This is a genomic window from Pseudomonas sp. Tav-5-1A (assembly GCF_055755055.1).
This window is the reverse complement of the sequence record NZ_CM146901.1, coordinates 5241681-5257467: the sequence shown is the minus strand read 5'-3', so window position 1 is coordinate 5257467 and position 15787 is coordinate 5241681. Positions and strand designations below refer to the sequence as shown.

The window sequence follows — 15787 nt, the reverse complement described above, 5'->3', positions numbered from 1 at the left end:
ACCCGTTTAGCAGATAAGCCAAGGACGGCTAGCATGGCCTGACCTCACACGAGGACAGGAGACCCCATCATGCAACGCCCGATTCCCCTGGCCACCCGGCCGTTCAGTGCGCTTCAGCACCCCCGCGAAGCGATTCGCCAATTCACCCCCAACTGGTTCGCCGTGGTCATGGGCACCGGCGTGCTGGCCCTGGCCCTGGCGCAATTGCCGGCCGGCTGGCCGCTGGTGCATGGCCTGGCCCATGGCCTGTGGCTGCTGGCGGCCGTGCTGTTTGGCGTGTTCACCGCTCTGTACGGCGCGCGCTGGGTGCTGTTCTTCGACGAGGCGCGGCGCATTTTCGGGCATTCCACCGTGTCGATGTTCATCGGCACCATTCCCATGGCCCTGGCCACCCTGATCAACGGCTTCGTGCTGTTCGCCTTGCCCCAGGTGGGCAACGCCGCGCTGCCATGGCTGCAGGGGCTATGGTGGCTGGACGTGGCCCTGTCGCTGCTGTGCGGGGTGGGTATACCGTTCCTGATGTTCACCCGCCAGCAGCACAGCATCGACCAGATGACCGCCGTATGGCTGCTGCCGGTGGTGGCCGCCGAAGTGGCTGCGGCCAGCGGCGGCCTGCTGGCCCCGCACCTGCCGGACCCGGCGGCGCAGTTCGGCATGCTTATCACCAGCTTCGTGCTGTGGGCGTTCTCGGTGCCGGTGGCGTTCGCCATCCTGACCATCCTGATGCTGCGCATGGCCCTGCACAAACTGCCCCATGAAAGCATGGCGGCGTCGAGCTGGCTGGCCCTGGGGCCCATCGGCACCGGCGCCTTGGGCATGTTGCTGCTGGGTGGTGACGCCCCGGCGATTTTCGCCGCAGCCGGCGTGCTGCCCGGCGTGGGCAGCATGATCGACGGCCTGGGCGTGGTCAGCGCGGTGATCCTCTGGGGCATGGGCCTGTGGTGGATGCTGCTGGCGGTGCTGATCACCGTGCGCTACCTGCGCAGCGGCATGCCGTTCAACCTGGGCTGGTGGGCGTTCATCTTCCCGTTGGGCGTGTACACCCTGGCCACGCTGCGCCTGGGCAACGTGCTGCACCTGGGGTTCTTCACCTGGTGCGGCCAGGGCCTGGTGGCCTGCCTGGCAATGTTGTGGGCGGTGGTGATGGCGCGCACCCTGGGCGGTGCCTGGCGCGGCGAGCTGTTTGTGTCTCCGTGCATCGCGGCGCGCAAACTTTAGGTAATCTAGGTGGCGGATGTGGCTTGCAGGGCAGCAGGCCGCATCCAATGCCAAAAGCCTATGCCGCAAGCGGCGCCACCAAGGTGCAAAGGACGATGAGTCACCCCTCGCAATTCAGCCTGTTGGGCAAGCGGCGCTTCCTGCCGTTTTTCCTCACCCAGTCCCTGGGGGCCTTCAACGACAACGTGTTCAAGCAGTCGTTGATCCTGGCCATCCTCTACAAATTGAGCATCGGCGGCGACCGCTCCATCTGGGTCAACCTGTGCGCGCTGCTGTTTATTTTGCCGTTCTTCCTGTTTTCCGCGCTGGCGGGGCAGTTTGGCGAGAAATTCGACAAGGACACGCTGATCCGCCTGATCAAGCTGGGCGAGATCGTGATCATGGCCGTGGGCGCCACCGGTTTCCTGTTCGACCACCTGTGGATGATGCTGGCGGCGCTGTTCGCCATGGGCACCCATTCGGCGCTGTTCGGCCCGGTGAAGTACTCGATCATGCCCCAGGCCCTGCGCGAAGAAGAGCTGGTAGGCGGCAACGGCCTGGTGGAAATGGGTACCTTCCTGGCCATTCTGGCGGGCACCATCAGCGCGGGCGTGCTGATGTCCCAGGCACACTACGCGCCGTTGGTCAGTGCCGCCATTGTCGGCGTGGCCGTGCTGGGCTACCTGGCCAGCCGCGGTATCCCACGCGCCGCAGCCGACACCCCTGGCTTGAAGCTTGACTGGAACATCTTCAGCCAGTCCTGGGCCACGCTGAAAATGGGCCTGAACCAGACGCCTGCGGTGTCGCGTTCGGTGGTGGGCAACTCGTGGTTCTGGTTCGTCGGCGCTATCTACCTGACGCAGATCCCGGCCTACGCCAAGGACTGGCTCAACGGCGATGAAACCGTGGTCACCCTGATTCTCACGGTGTTCTCGGTGGGCATCGCCTTGGGCTCGGTGCTGTGCGAGAAGCTGTCGGGGCGCAAGGTGGAGATCGGCCTGGTGCCGTTCGGCTCGTTCGGCCTGACCCTGTTCGGCCTGCTGCTGTGGTGGCATTCGGGCGAGTTCGCCCAGGCGCCCCAGGCCAATGACTGGCTGACCCTGCTGCGCATCGGCCACACCTGGTGGGTGCTGCTGGATATTCTCGGCCTGGGCATGTTCGGCGGCTTCTATATCGTGCCGCTGTACGCGCTGATCCAGTCGCGCACCGCCGAGAACGAGCGGGCGCGGGTAATTGCCGCCAACAACATCCTCAACGCGCTGTTCATGGTGGTGTCGGCCATCGTCTCCATCATTCTGTTGAGCGTAGCCAAGCTGTCGATCCCGCAGCTGTTCCTGGTGGTGTCGGTGATGAATATCGCGGTCAACGCCTACATCTTCAAGATCGTCCCCGAGTTCACCATGCGTTTCATGATCTGGCTGCTCAGCCATTCCATGTACCGGGTGGAGCACCGCGACCTCGAGCGCATTCCCGACGAAGGCCCGGCGCTGCTGGTGTGCAACCACGTGTCGTTCGTCGACGCGTTGCTGATTGGCGGCGCGGTGCGGCGGCCGATTCGCTTCGTGATGTACTACAAGATCTTCCGCCTGCCGGTGCTCAACTTCATCTTCCGCACTGCCGGGGCGGTTCCCATCGCCGGGCGCAGCGAGGACCCGCAGGTCTACGAGCAGGCGTTCAAGCGCATCGCCCAGTACCTGGCCGACGGCGAGCTGGTGTGCATCTTCCCCGAGGGCAAGCTGACCACCGATGGCGAGATCGACGAGTTCAAGAGCGGCGTGACCCGGGTGCTGGAGCAGACCCCGGTGCCGGTGGTGCCGTTGGCGTTGCTGGGCCTGTGGGGCAGTTTCTTCAGCCGCGACCCGGCCAAGGGCTTCTTCCGCCGCTTGTGGTCGCGCGTGGTGCTGGTGGCCGGGCAGCCAGTGCAGGGCGACGACGCGGTGCCGGCGCAGCTGCGCGCCCGGGTGAGCGAGCTGCGCGGCGCCGGGCGTTGAACAGCAGGCGTTGAGGCTCAGGCGCTGATTTTCAGGCCAATCAGGCCGGTGATGATCAGCGCCACGCTGGCGATGCGCATGGGCGCCACTGATTCGCCGAACAGCACGATGCCGGCGATCACCGTGCCCACCGCGCCCACGCCGGTCCAGATGGCGTAGGCGGTGCCCAAAGGCAGGTCGCGCATGGCCAGGCCCAGCAGGCCAAGGCTGGCCGCCATGGCGGCAACGGTGAGCAGGGTAGGCAGGGGGCGGGAAAAGCCGTCGGTGTATTTCAGGCCAATGGCCCAGCCCACCTCGAACAGGCCGGCGAAGAACAGAATCAACCAGGACATGAGCACGCTCCATCATCCAGTTTCAGTGATGGGGTCGTCCCCTGGGCAATAAAAAAGCGCATCGCCGGGTCGTCCCGTCGATGCGCATTATAGTGCACATTTTGCCGCGCAAGGGCAAGCCAGCCGTTATGGGCGGTCTTTCATCTTGCGGAAGAAGGTCGCCAGCAGGGCCCCGGAAATGTTGTGCCACACACTGAACAGCGCGCTGGGCACCGCCGCCAGGGGCGAGAAGTGCGCGCTGGCCAGGGCGGCGCCCAGGCCGGAGTTCTGCATGCCCACCTCCAGGGCCAGCGACTTGCGCTGTGCCAAGGGCAGCTTGAACAGGCGGCCGGTGACGTAGCCCAGCACAAAGCCGAAGCTGTTGTGCAGGATGACCACCGCCATGATCAGCAGGCCCGACTCGGCGATTTTTGCCTGGCTGGCGGCCACCACCGCGCAGACGATCATGACAATGCTGACCACCGACACCAGCGGCAGCACTTCCACCGCGTAGCGCACCCGCGCGCCCAGCAGGCGCTGGGCAACCACGCCCAGCACGATCGGCAGCATCACCAGCTGCAGGATCGACCAGAACATCTCCATGAATGACACCGGCAGCCAGGCCGAGGCCAGCAGCCAGATCAGCGCCGGCGTCAGCAGCGGGGCGAGCAGGGTGGTCACGGCGGCAATCGCCACCGACAGCGCCAGGTCGCCTTTGGCCAGCCAGGTCATGACGTTGGAGGCAGTGCCGCTTGGGCAGCAGCCTACCAGGATCACGCCCACGGCGATCTCGGCCGGCAGGTGGAACAGCTGGCACAGCAACCAGGCCATGCCCGGCATAATCACGAAGTGGGCGCCCACGCCCAGCAGCACCCGCCAGGGGTGGCGGCTGAGTTCGGCGAAGTCGTCCATTTTCAGGGTCAGGCCCATGCCGAACATCACCAGGCCCAGCAGCGGCACGATCAGCACCTTGAGGGCGACGAACCATTGCGGGAACAGGAACGCCAGCACGGCGAACAGCAGGACCCAGTAAGCGAAGGTGTTGCCGACGAAGCGGCTGAGGGCGGCCAGGGCGCGCATGGGAGGTGTTTCCTTATTATGGATTGCGGTGGCAATGACGCGGCCTACGGCCGCTGCTACAGGTTTTTGTAGCAGTGGCCGTAGGCCGCGTCAGGGCCGCATCAGATACCTTGCGGCAGTTCTTCACCGCCCAGCGCTTCGAACAGCGCCGGCAGGAAGTCGCCGAAGGTCAGCATCATCAGGGTGAAGCTGGCGTCCAGCTGGCCCAGGGCCTCGTCGCCGCCGTCTTCCTCGGCCTGGTCCTGCAGCAGTTCCTCGAACTTCAGGCGCTTGACCACCATCTTGTCGTCCAGCACGAACGACAGCTTGTCCTGCCAGGCCAGGGCCAGCTGGGTCACCAGCTTGCCGGTGCTCAGGTGCAGCTGGATCTCGTCGGCGGTCAGGTCCTGACGCTTGCAGCGCACGATGCCGCCGTCTTCTTCGACGTCGCGCAGTTCGCACTCGTCCAGTACATAGAAGTCCGGCGCGGCTTGCTGGGTTTTCACCCACTCGGTCATCACGGCGGTCGGCGAGGTCTTCACGGTCAGTGGGCGCACCGGCAGCGAGCCCAGCACTTCGCGCAGGGTGGACAGCAGGTCTTCGGCGCGTTTCGGGCTGGCCGAGTTCACCAGGATCAGGCCCTGCTTGGGGGCGATGGCGGCGAAGGTGGCCGAGCGGCGGATGAAGGCGCGCGGCAGGAAGGCCTGGATGATCTCGTCCTTGATCTGGTCGCGCTCTTTCTTGTAGACCTTGCGCATCTGCTCGGCTTCGATCTCTTCGACCTTCTCCTTGACGGCGTCGCGCACGACGCTGCCTGGCAGGATGCGTTCTTCCTTGCGGGCGCTGATCAGCAGGAAGTCGCCGCTGACGTGAACCAGGGGCGCGTCCTCACCTTTGCCAAAGGGAGCGACGAAGCCGTAGGTGGTCAGCTCCTGGCTGGCGCAGGGGCGGGCCGGCTTGGTGGCCAATGCGGTTTCCAGTGCTTCGGCGTCGAAAGGAATATCTTGGGTCAAACGGTAGACAAGCAGGTTTTTGAACCACATGGGGTGAATCACTCCTCAGCACATAAGGGGCGCATTATTGTCCCGTGTGAGGGCGCAGGCCAACCCTGCGCTAAGTGTTTGGAAGGCTTGGAAAAATAATTTAAAAAAGAGCTTGCCAGGCCCTGGGTGCGTCCGTAGAATGCGCGCCACACCGAGAGACAAGGGTGATTAGCTCAGCCGGGAGAGCATCTGCCTTACAAGCAGAGGGTCGGCGGTTCGATCCCGTCATCACCCACCACTCAGTGTATCGCGCAGCGGTAGTTCAGTCGGTTAGAATACCGGCCTGTCACGCCGGGGGTCGCGGGTTCGAGTCCCGTCCGCTGCGCCATATTCGGTATCAGGAACACTGAACGCCTGATACCTACGAAAAAGCCTGCCTAGTGCAGGTTTTTTTTCGTCTGCAGAAAATGATTGGGCGCGCGATGCAATAATTGTCATTTTGCGGCTTGCCATATGCAGAATCCATCCGTAGAATGCGCGCCACACCGAGAGACGAAGGGTGATTAGCTCAGCCGGGAGAGCATCTGCCTTACAAGCAGAGGGTCGGCGGTTCGATCCCGTCATCACCCACCACTCGCTCACAGTGTATCGCGCAGCGGTAGTTCAGTCGGTTAGAATACCGGCCTGTCACGCCGGGGGTCGCGGGTTCGAGTCCCGTCCGCTGCGCCATATTCGGCACCAGGAACACTGAACGCCTGGTACCAAAAAAGAAGCCTGCCTTGTGCAGGCTTTTTTTCGTCTGCGATTTTTGTGTGGGGGGAGTGGGACGCGGCCTGGGGCCGCTGCTACGGAGCTGTAGCAGCGGCCGAAGGCCGCGTCTTTACTTGCCGGGCGTGAGCGTCAGGCGCTGGGTGCCGTAGGCGCGGTCATAGTTCTGCGACTGCAGCGGAATGCTCACGTACTGCGCCTTCATCCAGCCATCGATGCCGTCGGCGTAGTGCGGGCTGGCCGGGTTGCCAGACTGGCCCGGGCTGTTCTGCGCAAGCAGCGGTTCGTTCTGCGCGAAGTCGACGATGAAGCGCATGGACGCCGCCTGGGTGACGTCGAAGTTCGCGCCCCAGGCGTAGGCCGCGGCATTCAGGGTGGTGTGGTCGCCACCGGCCTGGCGCACGGGCAGCTGCGGGCCCTTGGTGGCCCATTGGTAACGGTGCAGGTTGCCCCACTGCCAGGCCTTGTGGTCGGCGCCCAGTTGCCGCTCGCCTTCGTTGACCGCCGCCGCCAGGCTGCGGGCCAGGATGGCCGGCTTGTCTTCCTTCTGCGGGGTGCGCGAGTCATCCCAGAACGGGCTGTCCTCGCGCGCCAGCAGGTGGTCGGCCTGGGCCGAGTACGACAGGCTGCCCACGGTGACGAAGGCTTTCCAGGCCTGGCTGTCCTGCGGGCCGAGTTTGTCGAGGAAGGTCTGCTTGGCGCTTTCCTGCAGGAACAGTTCGTACAGGGCGGCGTCCGCGGACTGCGGCGCCAGGTTGCCGTTGAACGCCAGCAGGCGCGTCAGCGCTTCCTGGGCCTTGGCGCGGTCGGTGGCGGGCAGGGCGTCGATGGCCTGCTTCAACGGCTGAGCCATGCCCGGTGCCTGGAACATCGCCTTGAGCTTGTTGGCGAAGGTGGTGGTCTGGTCGTACTGCATGGCGATCATGCTGCGCGTGTCCTGCTTGCCGGCGCCGGCCAGTTCGGCCAGGCGCTCGCTGCGCTCCGGGTAGTCCCAGGAGTTGGACAGCTGCATGCCGTAGCCCTTCGGCACGGTGCGCTGGTTGGCGGTGCCCAGCCAGCCTTGCGGCGGGTCCTGGTCGTAGGGATGCAGCATGGCGTCGGCGTAGCCGTCCCAGTCGTAGCGCCCATCCCAGCCCGGCGACGGCACCAGCCCGCGGCCTTCACGGCGGTTGGGCAGGCGGCCGGTCACCTGCCAGCCCACGTGCTGGGCGTCGGCAAAGACCATGTTGACGGCGATGGCGCGAACCTCACGGCTGGCATCGGACGCCGCTTCCACCGACTGCGCGCGCGACAGGTCGAACAGCGCGTCCAGGCTCTTGTCGTCCTTGTAGTCCGGGGTTTGCAGCGCCAGGCCCAGGCCGTTGGCGAGCGGGGCGCCGGCCAGGGCGCTGTTGAGCAGTGCGCCGTGGCGGGTGTCGTACACGGCTTCGCGCAACGGCGCCTGGCCCTTGATGAAGAAGGTCTCCTGGCGCACGCCCGCTGGGCGCCACTTGCCGTCGGCCAGGTACTGCAGCTGGTTGCCCTGGCGTTGCAGCTTTTCCAGGAACAGGTCCTGGTTGTCGCCCATGGCCGGGGCCATGCCCCAGGCGACCTTGCCGTTGAAGCCGGCCATGATGCCGGGGATGCCCGCCAGGGAGACGCCTGCGGCCTGGAACTTCGGCGCGCGGAGCTGCACGTAGTTCCACAGCGACGGGCTGGCCAGCGGCTGGTGCGTGTCGTTGGCCAGCAGGCTGCGGCCGCTGCGGGCGCGGGCCGGGGTGATGGCCCAGTTGTCGCCGCTGCTGATGCTCGACAGGTTCAGGCCCGCCAGGTCGCCGGCGACCTTGTCGACGTTGGCCAGGCCCGGGATCTGCGCCAGGCTGACGCCCTTGAGCTTGTCGGTCTCGTCGAAGGGCAGCGGTTCGTCCGGGTAGGTGGGGATCAGCCAGGCCAGCTTGTCGACGCCCACTTTCTGCGCCAGGGTCAGCGACGCCAGCTCTTCGCGCAGGTTCACCGACAGGCTGAAATTGAACAGGGCGAAGATCAGCGCCGAGTCTTCCGGCTTCCAGTATTCGGGCTTGTAGCCCGACTCGGCCAGGTCCATCGGCAGCTTGTCGCGGTAGCGGAACAGGTAGGCGTTGACGCCGCGGGCGTACACCTCGAAGAAGCGCTTGAGGCGCGGCGACGCCGCTGCGTACAGCTCATCGGCATTCTTCTTGAGATTGACGGCGCGCATGAAGCGGTCGACATCCAGCATCTGCGGGCCGGCCATCTCGGACAGGCGCCCCTGGGCCAGCAGGCGCATGCCCACCATCTGGCTGATGCGGTCGCTGGCGGCCACGTAGCCTTGGGCGAACAGCGCGTCATGGAAGCTGCTGCTTTCGATCAGCGGCATGCCGCTGGCGTTGCGGCGCACCGAGACGTTCTGGGCCAGCCCCTTGAGTGGCTGCACGCCGCTGTCGGGCGGCACGCTGTCGGCGTAGCGGCTGTCGAGCCAGGCCTGGCAACCGCTCAGGCTGATCAGCCCGGCCAGGGTCGCGGCGGCGCCGAACCGGGGAATGAAGTGAGTAAAGGCTGGCGAGGCCATGGCGGAAGCTCCTGCGGGGCTGGCGGCTAAAAGGCGCTACGTTAGTGAGCGCGCACACGCCACGCAAGCGGGCGGCCAGCTTTATTTGCATGGCAGGACGGCCGGTGCCCCGGGCCTTGCAGGCAAGGTCCGGGGGCGCGACGAAAATCAGGCTTTTGGCGGGTTGATCCGCTCGACCCAGGCGTACGCACGCCCGGTGGCCGGGCGCGCCTGGATGGCCAGGAACCAGCGTTTCAGGTTCGGGAAATCGTCGAGGTCCTGGCTCTGGCGCTGGTAAGGCACCACCCAGGGGTAAATGGCCATGTCGGCGATGCTGTAGGCCTCGCCCGCCACGAAGGCACGGTCGGCCAGGCGCTTGTCCAGCACGCCATACAGGCGCGCGGTCTCGTCGATGTAGCGCTTCATGGCGTAGGGGATTTTTTCCGGAGCGAACACGTTGAAGTGGTGGTTCTGCCCCGCCATCGGCCCCAGGCCGCCCATCTGCCAGAACAGCCACTGCAGCACTTCTTCACGGCCACGCAGGTCCTTGGGCAGGAACTGGCCGGTCTTTTCCGCCAGGTATAAAAGGATGGCCCCGGACTCGAACAGCGAAATCGGCTCACCGCCGTCGGCAGGCTGGCTGTCGACAATGGCCGGAATGCGATTGTTGGGGGAAATCTTCAGGAAGGCCGGCGCGAACTGCTCGTTCTTGCCGATGTTCACCGGATGGACCTGGTACTCAAGCCCGGCTTCTTCCAGGAACAGGGTGATCTTGTGGCCGTTGGGGGTGGTCCAGTAATGCAGGTCGATCATGAAACGCTCCACGTTGAGGGGGCTACATCAAGAACGACTGTTGTACTGCGCCAGCGTTTTTGTTTCAAAGCATTTCAGTATTCCACGGCCAGGGCGCGGGCGCCTGGCCGTGGATCATTCAATCAGGCGCCGTGGCACTTCTTGAATTTCTTGCCGTTGCCGCAGGGGCACGGGTCGTTGCGGCCAACGTCCTTCAGGGCGTTGCGCACAGGCTCCTGGGGTTCGTGGTTGCAGTGCGGACCGTGTACATGGCCGTGGTCGTGGTGGTGATCATGGTCATGATCGTGGTTGCAGTCAGGGCCATGGACATGGGGTTGCTGGGTCATCTGGGTGTCTCCGAATTAGAACTGGGAGGAATTATCTCATTGCTGGTGGGGGGTGGGGAGGGCGGGGATAAAAGAAATGTCCTGCGCAAGGTCAGGAATGCGCTGATGGTCGCGAGAGGCTTGACCTCGTAGGCTTTTTATACGCCAATGACGCAGCTGAGTGCCTGATGATTTTTATCGAAGCGAGGGTTTTTACAGAGGATCTGCCTAATTATCTCAGTGACTCGCAATACCGGGAGTTTCAGGTCTTTCTCGCCAGTAATCCGGCAGCCGGTGACAGAATTCCTGGCACTGGAGGTTTGAGGGAAATCCGCTGGTCTGTTGCGGGCCGGGGGAAAAGTGGAGGGGTGCGGGTCATCTATTATTACGTGATGCCAAAGGATCAACTGCGCTTGATCCTGAGCTATCGAAAAGGCATCAAGGATGATTTGCGCGAGGATGAGGTACGTCAGCTCAAAGCGCTGAATCGAGGTTGGTTATAATGGAAAAAGAACTGTTCAATCGCCTGTTGCAAGGCATGCAGGAGATGGATGAAATTGATCGGGGAATCCGCGAACCGTCCCGAATGTTTCACGTTGATGCATTGAAGGTGAAGGAAATTCGCCAATCAACAGGTTTGTCCCAGGAAAGGTTTGCCCGGACCATCGATGTGGCCGTGGGGACCTTGCGGAACTGGGAGCAAGGCCGCCGCGAACCAGAGGGGCCGGCTCGCGCTTTATTGCGTGCCATTCATAACGACCCGGAACATGTTCTGGCCGCGCTGCGCCGTTAGAGTCCGGTTCACTTACCCATCAACTCCCCAGGCATGATCTCCCCGCTGCGCCGCAGCACCACGTCATCGCCCCAGAACCACCCGGTCTTCAGTTCCCCCTCCAGCCGGTAGGGAATCGGCCGGTCGGGGTGGCGCAGCAGCTTGACCACGTCGCGCAGGTGCTGCCACAGGTTGGTGCGGATCGGCACGTTGAAGCGGGCGCTGGAGTGGCCGTCCACGCGCAGCCATTCGTCGTATTCGTCGTCGGCCAGCAGAATATCGGCCAGGTGCACGCGGTAATGCAGGCCGCGCACGGTGAGGGTGCTGTCGTTAGGGTTGTCGATGCGGAAGTGCAGCATGAACTTCTGCTGCACCAGCTTGGCCTTTACCACCTCCACGGCCAGCAGGTGCACCTGCGGGGCCTGGCTGTCGTCGGCAAACCAGCTGGCGCAGCCGCCCAGGCCCAGGAACAGGCAGAAGGTGAGCTGGCGCAGTGTCCGTGTGTGCATGGCTGATCCCTCGCGATGCCTTGAGTCTACCCAATGCCACGGCTCGCTTGTTGGCAAAATCGCAGATGGGCCATACTGATGCCATTACTCTCGGTGGGCCAGTGCCCGTCAGGCAGGAGGCACAGGATGGGGTTGTTCGAAATTGTCTTCAGGGGCCAATTGGTGCCCGGCGCGCAGCTGGCGCTGGTGAAGGCCAACCTGGCCAAGCTGTTCCAGTCCGATGGCGCGCGTATCGATGCGCTGTTCAGCGGCCGGCGGCTGGTGCTCAAAAGTGACCTGGACCCCCAGGCAGCGGAAAAATATCGCTCTACCCTGGAACGCGCGGGCATCATCGTCACGGTGGAAGCGGTGCCGGTGCAGATGGAAGAAATCGAGATGGCACCGCCGCCGGACGCTCCCGGCTTTGTGCGCAAGCCCAGCAAGATGGTAGAGCCGTGGGTGCCACGTGATTGCTACATGGCGGCGTTCGTCGAGGTGCAGGCCCCTGGCTATGAAGTGGCCGAGGCGGGTGCCGACCTGCAGCCGCAGAAGCCCGACGTGGAGCCGCCGCGCCTGAACCTGTCGCAGTTCAGCCTGGCGCCGGCCGGCAGCGACATGGGCCAGGCCCGCGCGCCCGTTGCGCCGCCGGCGCCGGACACCGGGCATATCAAGCTTATGCCGTGACGTAGGCGGCGCAGCACTTCTTGAATTTCTGCCCGCTGGTGCAGGGGCAGGCGTCGTTGCGGCCAGCCTTCAGCGGCACGGTCGGGTCGATGAAGTACCAGCGCCCGCCGTTCTGTACGAAGGATGAACGTTCGCGGTGGCTGTGTTCCCCGCCCAGGTCATGCCAGCGCGCGACGAAGGTCACGAACGCATGCTCCGGCTGCCCGCCAAACACCTCGGCGCTTTCCACGGTCAGCCCCAGCCAGGTGCTTTGCGCGCTCCAGTCGCTGATGGACTGGCGGTCCAGGCCCGCTTGCTGCACTGGCAGCGTGGTGGCCACCAGGTAATCGATCAGCCCCAGCACATAGGCGCTGTAGCGCGAGCGCATCAATGCCTGGGCGTCGGGGGCGGGTACGCCGCCATGGTAATGGCCGCAGCAGGCGTCCAGCAGGTTGCCGCTGCCGCACGGGCAAATGCTTGTACTCATTGCATCACCACCAGTACTTGCCGAAGTTTTCCGGGTTGGCCCAGAACCGCGAGTTGAGCCAGTCAGGCACCTGCTTGTATTCACGCAGGTCGTAGTTGAACAGGGTCAGCACCTGGTCGTCGCGCTGGAAGCGTTCGTTGGCCTGCAGCGCCAGGGCATAGAAGTCGGTTTCGCTCCAGCCGCTGGCCGCCAGGTCCACCAGCACGGCCAGGCGGCTGGCGTTGAGGTTGCGGATGCCGCCCAGCAGCTCCAGGGCCGTGCGCTTGGGCACATGTTCCAGGCAGTCGACCACTACCGCCAGGTCGAAGCGCTGGCTGGCCAGTTCCGGCGGCAGCACGCCCGGTGCGGCCTGGGCGACGACGCTGTCGGGGTGGGCGTCCTTGAAGGCGGCCAGGGCCGGGAAATCACTGGCGCCCACCACCAGCAGGCGCTGCGGGGCGTAGCGGTCCAGCAGGGCGGCCAGGGCTTGTTGCGGCGTGCGCGAAGAAAAGCGTGCGGTCATTGAACGTCCTCGGTCAGAGCTGCCAAGGGTAGCGTTGTTCACGCCGGCAGCCTAGCCATATGGCTTATTGCTGGCGCATCTGCAAAGTGCCGTCTTTACTCCCAATGCATCGGTTCATGCGCCGATTTACCCCCCATCTGGAGAGAGACCTGATGAGCATAGTGAGTAAGGCATTACCTTTGGTACTGCTAACCAGTGTGTTGACTGGTTGCGCAGGGTTGCAGAAGACCGATTGGCCCAAGTGCGCGGCTGTCGGGGGTGTTACCGGTGCGGCGCTGGGCTCGCTGCAGAACTCCACCTACGCCGGTTGGGGCGTGCTGGTGGGCGGCGGCGTGGCAGCGGCCTACTGCTGGGTGCACGGCGATGGCGACGAGGACGGTGATGGCGTGCCGGACAGCCGCGACAAGTGCCCGCACACGCCTAAAGGCACCCCGGTGGATGCCACCGGCTGCCCATTCCCGCCACCGGCCCCAGCGCCTGTCGCGGAGCCGGCGCCGCTGCCCAAGCAGGAAGTCATCGTCATTCGTGACGTGCACTTCGAGTTCGACTCGGCCAAGCTGACCGGCCCTGACAAGATGCAGTTGGACAAGGTCGCCACCAAGCTGAAGACCGAGGCGCCTTCTACCCAGCTGACCGTGACCGGCCATACCGACAGCGTCGGCAAGCCTGGCTACAACAAAAAGCTGTCCGACCGCCGCGCCCATTCGGTTGTCGACTACCTGGTAGGCGCAGGCATTCCTCGCTCAAGCTTCGTGTCCATCAGTGGCGCCGGTGAGACCCAGCCGGTGGCCAGCAACAAGACCGCCGATGGCCGCGCGCAGAACCGTCGCGTGGAGATCCGCATCGACCGCTGAAAACCTCGCCCCGCGCGGCTTGTGAATTTCACAGGCCGGTCTTTACTCCTGTGTTACCGGCACCGGCCGGTGACACAGGAGCATTCATATGAGATTAATCTGGCGGGCAGCACTTCCCGTTCTTCTGGTCAGCAGTGTTCTCTCCGGTTGCGCCACTACCAGTGATGGCAGTGCCCCGCTCAATCATAGGAACTGGCCTATCTGCAGCCTTATCGGTGGTGTGGTGGGTGGCGGCCTAGGCGCCATCAAGAGCTCTTCCTGGGCCGGCGGCCTGGGGGTTTTGGGCGCGATCACCGGTGGCTTGATCTGTTACGCGCAGGATGGCGACGAGGACGGCGACGGCGTGTTCGACCGCCGCGACCATTGCCCGGGCACCCCGCCCAACACCCCGGTGGACCACATGGGTTGCCCGTTGCCGCAGTACCCGGCAACCGTGAAGGCCCCTGAACCCAACCCCGTACCCGAGGAAGTGATCACCCTGAGCGACGCCGGCAACGTGCTGTTTGCCTTCGATTCCTCGGCCCTGACCCAGGAGGCGCGCAACCAGCTGGTCGCCTTGCTCGACAAGCTCAAGGCCGCCGACGTGGTGAGCATCAAGGTGGTGGGCAATACCGACAGCAAGGGCAGCGATGCCTACAACCAGAAGCTCTCGGAGCGGCGTGCCGACAGCGTGGCGAAGTTCCTGATCAGCCAGGGCGTGCCTGCCAACAAGGTGACCAGCGAAGGCGACGGCGAACGCAAGCCGGTGGCCGACAACGACACCGACGAGGGCCGGGCGAAAAACCGCCGCGTGGAGCTGCACATCAACCGCTAGTCACGCGTGCTGTAGCCGCTGCCGCCAGGCTGCGCTGGTCCTGTGCTGCGCTGAAGTTCTTCAGGGTTCACACCGGCCAGCGCAGCCTGGCGGCAGCGGCTACGGATTGTCAGCACAATACTGTCATTTTTTGTTCATGCAGATATGGCACAAACACCACCCCGGCGTTACTGTGCGGGGAAAGAATAATCAATGGGGGCGGGCATGGCGTGGTGGTGTACCCTGGGCAAGGCCTTGACGGTGTTGTTCTGGTGGGTGGTGCTGGTGAATCTGCTCATGCCCATGACACATCCGTTCCGCACGCTGATCAACTTCACCGGCGCGACGCTGATGCTTCTGCACGTGCTGGAAGTCCTGCTGTTCCAGGCCAGCCTGCGTGGCCGCACCCATCCCTGGTTTGACCGCCTGCAGATCCTGCTGGTGGGTATATTTCATGTGCGTTCAATTCCGACCCGGTCGGTGCAGGAGAGCAACAATGCGTAGGTTGTGTCTGGTAGCGGCGTTGTTCACGCCTTTGGCGATGGCCGAAAGCCTGAGTGTCGAACCTCATTCATTGATGCGTCTGCCGGGCAAGGACGGCGTGCTGACCCTCGACCGCCTGGTGGTGGAGGACTACGCCACCCTGCTGGTGCCGGACAACCTGGTGGAACTGAAGGTGGGCGAGCTGCGCCTGGGCCATGAGGCGCGCATCGCCATCGTGCCGGGCCAGCAGGAGCTGCGTATCGAGGCGCGCCGCGCCGAACTGGGCGAAGGCAGCCAGATTCTTGCCCGTGGTGCCCCCGGCACCTACGAGAAGGCCGCGCTGCCTGGGCGCAACCTGGTGCTGCAACTGCAAGCGCTGCAAGGCCCGCAACTGGCGGTGGACGCCCGTGGTGGCGCCGGCGCGCCGGGCTACTTCGGCCTCGACGGCGCCAATGGCCAGGCGCCGGGCTGCCTGTGGGGCGAGGCCGGCCGCGGTGCCGATGGCCTCAATGGCGGCAATGGCCATGACGGCGCCAACGGCGCGCAAGTGCGCCTGCAGGTGCCACGCGACTATCCCAACGACGCCATCAAGGTGCAACTCGACGGCGGCGTCGGCGGCCTGGCGGGCGCAGCGGGCAAGGCCGGTGCCGGTGGCAAGGCCAAGGGCTGCTTCATCTATAGCACTGCCGGTGCCAAGGCCGGCCGCCCTGGCCAGCCGGGCGAACCCGGTATTGCCGGCCAGCCGGGCGCGCTGACGGTGCAGCGCCTGTAGG

General features: G+C 64.6%; 18 protein-coding genes and 4 tRNA genes. 13 read left to right on the top strand and 9 right to left on the bottom strand.

The window, feature by feature from the left end; genetic code table 11:
* Positions 1 to 69: 69 nt before the first annotated feature.
* Positions 70 to 1218 (top strand): TDT family transporter, encoded by a 1149-nt coding sequence (locus tag AC0J42_RS24125; RefSeq protein ID WP_473004192.1) that lies wholly within the window; start codon positions 70 to 72, stop codon positions 1216 to 1218.
* A 95-nt stretch (positions 1219 to 1313) separates the two neighbouring features.
* The gene (locus tag AC0J42_RS24120) at positions 1314 to 3188 is read left to right on the top strand and encodes an MFS transporter (RefSeq protein WP_473004190.1); all 1875 of its coding nucleotides are present in this window, start codon (positions 1314 to 1316) and stop codon (positions 3186 to 3188) included.
* Between the two features lie 17 nt (positions 3189 to 3205).
* Here AC0J42_RS24120 and sugE read toward each other — a convergent pair whose 3' ends face one another.
* The 3 genes from sugE to rdgC form a co-directional block, all read right to left on the bottom strand.
* Positions 3206 to 3520 carry a quaternary ammonium compound efflux SMR transporter SugE gene (sugE, locus tag AC0J42_RS24115; protein ID WP_416426351.1) on the bottom strand — a complete coding sequence of 105 codons (315 nt, stop codon included), beginning with the start codon at positions 3518 to 3520 and terminating at the stop codon, positions 3206 to 3208.
* A 126-nt stretch (positions 3521 to 3646) separates the two neighbouring features.
* Positions 3647 to 4579, bottom strand: a complete 933-nt coding sequence (locus tag AC0J42_RS24110; protein WP_473004188.1) for a bile acid:sodium symporter family protein — start codon at positions 4577 to 4579, stop codon at positions 3647 to 3649.
* A gap of 101 nt (positions 4580 to 4680) precedes the next feature.
* Positions 4681 to 5601, bottom strand: a complete 921-nt coding sequence (gene rdgC, locus AC0J42_RS24105) for a recombination-associated protein RdgC (protein WP_416426349.1) — start codon at positions 5599 to 5601, stop codon at positions 4681 to 4683.
* Between the two features lie 162 nt (positions 5602 to 5763).
* Here rdgC and AC0J42_RS24100 point away from each other — a divergent pair.
* The 4 genes from AC0J42_RS24100 to AC0J42_RS24085 all read left to right on the top strand — a co-directional run bounded on the left by AC0J42_RS24100 (position 5764) and on the right by AC0J42_RS24085 (position 6270).
* Positions 5764 to 5839, top strand: a tRNA-Val gene (locus tag AC0J42_RS24100).
* Between the two features lie 13 nt (positions 5840 to 5852).
* Positions 5853 to 5929 (top strand) — tRNA-Asp (locus tag AC0J42_RS24095).
* A gap of 169 nt (positions 5930 to 6098) precedes the next feature.
* Positions 6099 to 6174 (top strand) — tRNA-Val (locus AC0J42_RS24090).
* 19 nt (positions 6175 to 6193) lie between these two features.
* Positions 6194 to 6270 (top strand) — tRNA-Asp (locus AC0J42_RS24085).
* 151 nt (positions 6271 to 6421) lie between these two features.
* On the opposite strand, the gene AC0J42_RS24080 is transcribed toward AC0J42_RS24085, so the two are convergent.
* From AC0J42_RS24080 to AC0J42_RS24070, 3 genes are all read right to left on the bottom strand, one after another.
* Positions 6422 to 8875, bottom strand: coding sequence for a penicillin acylase family protein (locus tag AC0J42_RS24080; RefSeq protein WP_473004186.1), 2454 nt, complete (start codon positions 8873 to 8875; stop codon positions 6422 to 6424).
* Positions 8876 to 9022: 147 nt separating this feature from the next.
* Positions 9023 to 9667: a glutathione binding-like protein gene (locus tag AC0J42_RS24075; RefSeq protein ID WP_416426345.1), complete on the bottom strand. Its 645-nt coding sequence runs from the start codon at positions 9665 to 9667 to the stop codon at positions 9023 to 9025.
* Between the two features lie 122 nt (positions 9668 to 9789).
* Positions 9790 to 9993, bottom strand: a complete 204-nt coding sequence (locus AC0J42_RS24070) for an SEC-C metal-binding domain-containing protein (RefSeq protein ID WP_027977214.1) — start codon at positions 9991 to 9993, stop codon at positions 9790 to 9792.
* 167 nt (positions 9994 to 10160) lie between these two features.
* Between AC0J42_RS24070 and AC0J42_RS24065 the strand changes: the two genes are divergently transcribed.
* Complete coding sequence (locus tag AC0J42_RS24065; RefSeq protein ID WP_473004185.1) at positions 10161 to 10475, top strand: hypothetical protein; 315 nt, start codon at positions 10161 to 10163, stop codon at positions 10473 to 10475.
* The gene (locus tag AC0J42_RS24060; RefSeq protein ID WP_473004183.1) at positions 10475 to 10765 is read left to right on the top strand and encodes a helix-turn-helix domain-containing protein; all 291 of its coding nucleotides are present in this window, start codon (positions 10475 to 10477) and stop codon (positions 10763 to 10765) included. Before AC0J42_RS24065 ends, AC0J42_RS24060 begins: the two co-directional genes overlap by 1 nt.
* 8 nt (positions 10766 to 10773) lie before the next feature.
* On the opposite strand, the gene AC0J42_RS24055 is transcribed toward AC0J42_RS24060, so the two are convergent.
* A complete protein-coding gene (locus AC0J42_RS24055) occupies positions 10774 to 11253 on the bottom strand; it encodes an LEA/WHy family protein (protein WP_473004181.1) in 480 nt (159 codons plus the stop codon).
* A gap of 126 nt (positions 11254 to 11379) precedes the next feature.
* On the opposite strand from AC0J42_RS24055, the gene AC0J42_RS24050 reads away from it, so the two are divergent.
* Positions 11380 to 11916, top strand: a complete 537-nt coding sequence (locus AC0J42_RS24050; RefSeq protein ID WP_473004179.1) for a hypothetical protein — start codon at positions 11380 to 11382, stop codon at positions 11914 to 11916.
* On the opposite strand, the gene AC0J42_RS24045 is transcribed toward AC0J42_RS24050, so the two are convergent.
* Both AC0J42_RS24045 and AC0J42_RS24040 read right to left on the bottom strand, forming a co-directional pair.
* Positions 11906 to 12382 (bottom strand): YchJ family protein, encoded by a 477-nt coding sequence (locus AC0J42_RS24045; protein ID WP_416426339.1) that lies wholly within the window; start codon positions 12380 to 12382, stop codon positions 11906 to 11908. The two genes, AC0J42_RS24050 and AC0J42_RS24045, sit on opposite strands and share 11 nt — an antisense overlap.
* Before the next feature lie 4 nt (positions 12383 to 12386).
* Positions 12387 to 12884 (bottom strand): DUF6231 family protein, encoded by a 498-nt coding sequence (locus AC0J42_RS24040; protein WP_473004176.1) that lies wholly within the window; start codon positions 12882 to 12884, stop codon positions 12387 to 12389.
* 152 nt (positions 12885 to 13036) lie between these two features.
* Here AC0J42_RS24040 and AC0J42_RS24035 point away from each other — a divergent pair, with 152 nt between their 5' ends.
* From AC0J42_RS24035 to AC0J42_RS24020, 4 genes are all read left to right on the top strand, one after another.
* A complete protein-coding gene (locus tag AC0J42_RS24035) occupies positions 13037 to 13738 on the top strand; it encodes a PA1041 family peptidoglycan-binding anchor lipoprotein (RefSeq protein ID WP_416426335.1) in 702 nt (233 codons plus the stop codon).
* Positions 13739 to 13826: 88 nt separating this feature from the next.
* Entirely contained in the window at positions 13827 to 14552 is a 726-nt protein-coding gene (locus AC0J42_RS24030; protein WP_473004174.1) for a PA1041 family peptidoglycan-binding anchor lipoprotein, read from the top strand.
* 204 nt (positions 14553 to 14756) lie between these two features.
* The gene (locus tag AC0J42_RS24025; RefSeq protein WP_473004173.1) at positions 14757 to 15035 is read left to right on the top strand and encodes a DUF1145 domain-containing protein; all 279 of its coding nucleotides are present in this window, start codon (positions 14757 to 14759) and stop codon (positions 15033 to 15035) included.
* Complete coding sequence (locus tag AC0J42_RS24020; protein ID WP_473004172.1) at positions 15028 to 15786, top strand: collagen-like protein; 759 nt, start codon at positions 15028 to 15030, stop codon at positions 15784 to 15786. The genes AC0J42_RS24025 and AC0J42_RS24020 overlap by 8 nt, the downstream gene beginning before the upstream one ends.
* The last annotated feature ends 1 nt before the right edge of the window (position 15787 follow it).

Excerpts from the sequence above, each read along its gene's own strand:
- AC0J42_RS24125 (WP_473004192.1), top strand. The coding sequence starts at position 70 with ATGCAACGCCCGATTCCCCTGGCCACCCGGCCGTTCAGTGCGCTTCAG.
- AC0J42_RS24120 (WP_473004190.1), top strand. The coding sequence starts at position 1,314 with ATGAGTCACCCCTCGCAATTCAGCCTGTTGGGCAAGCGGCGCTTCCTG.
- sugE (WP_416426351.1), bottom strand. The coding sequence starts at position 3,520 with ATGTCCTGGTTGATTCTGTTCTTCGCCGGCCTGTTCGAGGTGGGCTGG.
- AC0J42_RS24110 (WP_473004188.1), bottom strand. The coding sequence starts at position 4,579 with ATGCGCGCCCTGGCCGCCCTCAGCCGCTTCGTCGGCAACACCTTCGCT.
- rdgC (WP_416426349.1), bottom strand. The coding sequence starts at position 5,601 with ATGTGGTTCAAAAACCTGCTTGTCTACCGTTTGACCCAAGATATTCCT.
- AC0J42_RS24080 (WP_473004186.1), bottom strand. The coding sequence starts at position 8,875 with ATGGCCTCGCCAGCCTTTACTCACTTCATTCCCCGGTTCGGCGCCGCC.
- AC0J42_RS24075 (WP_416426345.1), bottom strand. The coding sequence starts at position 9,667 with ATGATCGACCTGCATTACTGGACCACCCCCAACGGCCACAAGATCACC.
- AC0J42_RS24070 (WP_027977214.1), bottom strand. The coding sequence starts at position 9,993 with ATGACCCAGCAACCCCATGTCCATGGCCCTGACTGCAACCACGATCAT.
- AC0J42_RS24065 (WP_473004185.1), top strand. The coding sequence starts at position 10,161 with ATGATTTTTATCGAAGCGAGGGTTTTTACAGAGGATCTGCCTAATTAT.
- AC0J42_RS24060 (WP_473004183.1), top strand. The coding sequence starts at position 10,475 with ATGGAAAAAGAACTGTTCAATCGCCTGTTGCAAGGCATGCAGGAGATG.
- AC0J42_RS24055 (WP_473004181.1), bottom strand. The coding sequence starts at position 11,253 with ATGCACACACGGACACTGCGCCAGCTCACCTTCTGCCTGTTCCTGGGC.
- AC0J42_RS24050 (WP_473004179.1), top strand. The coding sequence starts at position 11,380 with ATGGGGTTGTTCGAAATTGTCTTCAGGGGCCAATTGGTGCCCGGCGCG.
- AC0J42_RS24045 (WP_416426339.1), bottom strand. The coding sequence starts at position 12,382 with ATGAGTACAAGCATTTGCCCGTGCGGCAGCGGCAACCTGCTGGACGCC.
- AC0J42_RS24040 (WP_473004176.1), bottom strand. The coding sequence starts at position 12,884 with ATGACCGCACGCTTTTCTTCGCGCACGCCGCAACAAGCCCTGGCCGCC.
- AC0J42_RS24035 (WP_416426335.1), top strand. The coding sequence starts at position 13,037 with ATGAGCATAGTGAGTAAGGCATTACCTTTGGTACTGCTAACCAGTGTG.
- AC0J42_RS24030 (WP_473004174.1), top strand. The coding sequence starts at position 13,827 with ATGAGATTAATCTGGCGGGCAGCACTTCCCGTTCTTCTGGTCAGCAGT.
- AC0J42_RS24025 (WP_473004173.1), top strand. The coding sequence starts at position 14,757 with ATGGCGTGGTGGTGTACCCTGGGCAAGGCCTTGACGGTGTTGTTCTGG.
- AC0J42_RS24020 (WP_473004172.1), top strand. The coding sequence starts at position 15,028 with ATGCGTAGGTTGTGTCTGGTAGCGGCGTTGTTCACGCCTTTGGCGATG.